The organism is Vibrio sp. Vb1574, assembly GCF_033338675.1.
On record NZ_JAWOTC010000085.1, the window covers coordinates 1 to 2,813 of the forward strand.

Annotated in this window: 3 protein-coding genes; 1 reads left to right on the top strand and 2 read right to left on the bottom strand. The window is 45.4% G+C overall.

Annotated features, from left to right (window positions below; translation table 11 throughout):
- Positions 1 to 164: 164 nt before the first annotated feature.
- Together R7O12_RS23580 and R7O12_RS23585 are read right to left on the bottom strand one after the other, a co-directional pair.
- Positions 165 to 1,007, bottom strand: a complete 843-nt coding sequence (locus tag R7O12_RS23580) for a LysR family transcriptional regulator (RefSeq protein WP_318126452.1) — start codon at positions 1,005 to 1,007, stop codon at positions 165 to 167.
- 151 nt (positions 1,008 to 1,158) lie between these two features.
- On the bottom strand, positions 1,159 to 2,466 hold the full coding sequence (locus R7O12_RS23585) for a DUF1254 domain-containing protein (RefSeq protein WP_074544998.1): 1,308 nt from the start codon (positions 2,464 to 2,466) through the stop codon (positions 1,159 to 1,161).
- 141 nt (positions 2,467 to 2,607) lie between these two features.
- Between R7O12_RS23585 and R7O12_RS23590 the strand changes: the two genes are divergently transcribed.
- Positions 2,608 to 2,813 (top strand): LysR family transcriptional regulator (locus tag R7O12_RS23590; protein WP_318126454.1); only part of this gene is annotated, 206 nt, incomplete at its 3' end.

The window sequence follows — 2,813 nt, forward strand, 5'->3', positions numbered from 1 at the left end:
TGGTGGGCATGCTTCACTCCTTTTGTGCGGTTATGGAAAAGTATACGACCTGAACGTCCATATTGATCGTTAAGTCATTTTTAACATATGCACATTTGGTCATAAAGAGGGCGTTTAAGAAGAGAGAAAGAGTGTTTGGCGAAACGCCTTGATGTGCGACCGCGTCAGGCGTTTAGGCCTGTAGCAAATTGGTCACGCGCCCAAGCTCGCAAACATTGATGTGAAGTGCTGGATTCATCTCGTTTATGGAAAATCAGTTTATAGCTGACTGGCTCGGAAAACATTGGAGTTTGAATGACTTGCAGATTCAAAGCAGCTTGCCATTTCTGCGCCAAAGACAGGGGAAGCACGCCTAAGCAATCGTGTTTCGCCACATAAAGCATCATGCCAGAGAGTGATGTTGTCATCATTTCCACATCACGTTCTTGCAGCCCTGGCTGGTGAATTTCGGTGTTGCTAACTGGGAAGTCTTCGTCTCCGACAAACCGACAGTGCTTTTCAGAATAAAACTGTTCTTGTTCGATTTTTCCTGCGATACGTGGGTGATCTTGACGACAAATCACCACCATTGGCTCTTCAAAAACTGATTCACTGATAAATGATGGGTCATGAATGGTCGTTGGGCTAATAATCAAATCGATCTGTTTAAGTCGGAGATCATTCAATAACGAAGGTAAATCCGTATCGGCGCAAATGCTGATCGTGTTGGTTGGTGTGATGCGGTAGATCAGCGCTTCGTTACAGCTCAGGCGGAAAGTGCTTTGATCGGAAATGGCATCATTGATCATCGCAAACGCCTGATGAAATTTAGGTAGCAACTGATGCGCTACAGAAGTGAGTTTGATTTGTCGCCCATCCTTCACAAATAACGATTTGTTGGTTTCTTTTTCCAAACGTTTCATGGATGCGCTAATCGCTGGCTGAGTTAGCCCTAGGTGCTCTGCGGCGCGAGAGTAAGATTGATATTCAGCAACAATTAAAAAGGTTTGGATTAGATTAAAATCCATACGATACCTAAATAAAAATAATCACTAGATTGAGTGGGTGGCTCTTTGATTTTTGGGCTTGATGTTCGCCCTAGACACCCACCTTGAAATAAGCCTCCTTAACGCACTTACGAGCTAAGGAGGCGACAGAGCAGTGGTTCGTTAAAACGAATTATTTAACTACTTTGATTTCAGGCATTTGATACTCACCACTTTGGATTGCATCGTCTGCGCCGTAGAAACGCATGATGGCGTAGAACGGTTTTTCAGGTACTGGCAAGAAGTTTGGATCGTCTGCACGACCTTGCTCGTTCGCACTCATGTAAATGGTGTAGTAACCGTCTTTGTCCGCTTTCATGGTTCGGTCGCCACGGCTGTGACGGTTTAGGTCGTTTTTCGCCATCAAACGGTTGTCGTTGCCGTAAATAGTAACAGACCAGAATTCGCTGACGTTCGGCGCTTTAAAGCGCATCACGTAATCATGCTTCGAACCATCCAGTTTTTGACCAGTGCTGTCGAAATCTGATTTACGGTAAGACGCTTCGATAGGTGGTAAGCCCCACTGACCAAGGTAAGTACCTTCTGCAAAAATATCGCGTGGCGCATCACCCAAGGTATCGCGTGTACCAAGCAACGTACGAGCATCTGTCATTTTAGGTGCAAGTTCGACGAGGTGTTCCATGCCTTTCTTCTCACCAACTTTTGCCAGTTTTAGCTGCTCAGGTGTGAAGTCAGTTTTGCATGGTTCAACGCCGATAGATTGGTATTTGTCCAACCACTGTTTGTCTGCATTGCCCATCGAGCCATCACATAGCACGAAGTTCACGCGTTCAAGCCATGTTGAATTTTTTGGATCTGGGTACGTTCTTTGTACTGGTTTTGGACCGTTCTTACCTAAATATTCCGATAGGGTACGAATGTTCCATTGGTCCATGTAGTTAAGCGCGACTTTCGCATCTTCGTCATTCACTGCCATGATGCGACCCATCAGCTTCACAAGGTTGCTGTCTACGCGAACCACTTCGTCGACAGAAGCTGGCACTTCACCTTGCCAATCTTGTGCTGCAAACATGAACTGGCCGCCTTTTGTACCGCGAGTACGAGAACTGAACGCTGCGTTGGTGTAGTGGCCCATGTCCATTGTATGCAAGATCCAGTAACGGCCTTCATCCATATCAGGCACGCTCACAATGACAGGTTCTGCAGCAACATCTAACCAGCCCATAAGGTGAAGCGTATCGTTATTAATGGTTGGGTGAGCGGTGTAAGAGTCATCAGCTAGAGCACGAATATTCTGAAAGCGGTTGAGCGGATAGTTGTTTTCTACCGCCGTGTGATAGAAAAACTTGTACGCTTCATCAATAGAGTAGCCGTAGATATAAGCATCTTCTGCAAGATCAACATTGGTGTTAGCCGCAAATACAGGGCTGGCACCTAGCGCTGATAATCCCAATAGAGTAACGAGTAATTTTTGTTTCATGGCTGGTTTCATCCATTTGGTTGTGAGGATATGTTTCCAGCTAAGCTTAGTCGTTAACCCGTTTATTACAGAAATGAATTGTGGGTATTTAGTCTATATCAAAAGTGATATGCTTTGAGAAAAGCTAAAGAGATAACGTTGATGAACTTTGATTACAATTTGCTCAAGGTGCTTGCAGTGATTCTTGAAACACGTAACACCACAACGGCTGCGGAGCGTTTGTGCACCAGCCAGCCTGCTGTGAGCCGAAGCTTGCGTAAAATTCGGGATTTGTTTAACGACGACATTTTAGTGCGTAAGGGCACCAATATGGAGCTCACACCGAAAGCCGAAGAGATCAAAGCGCA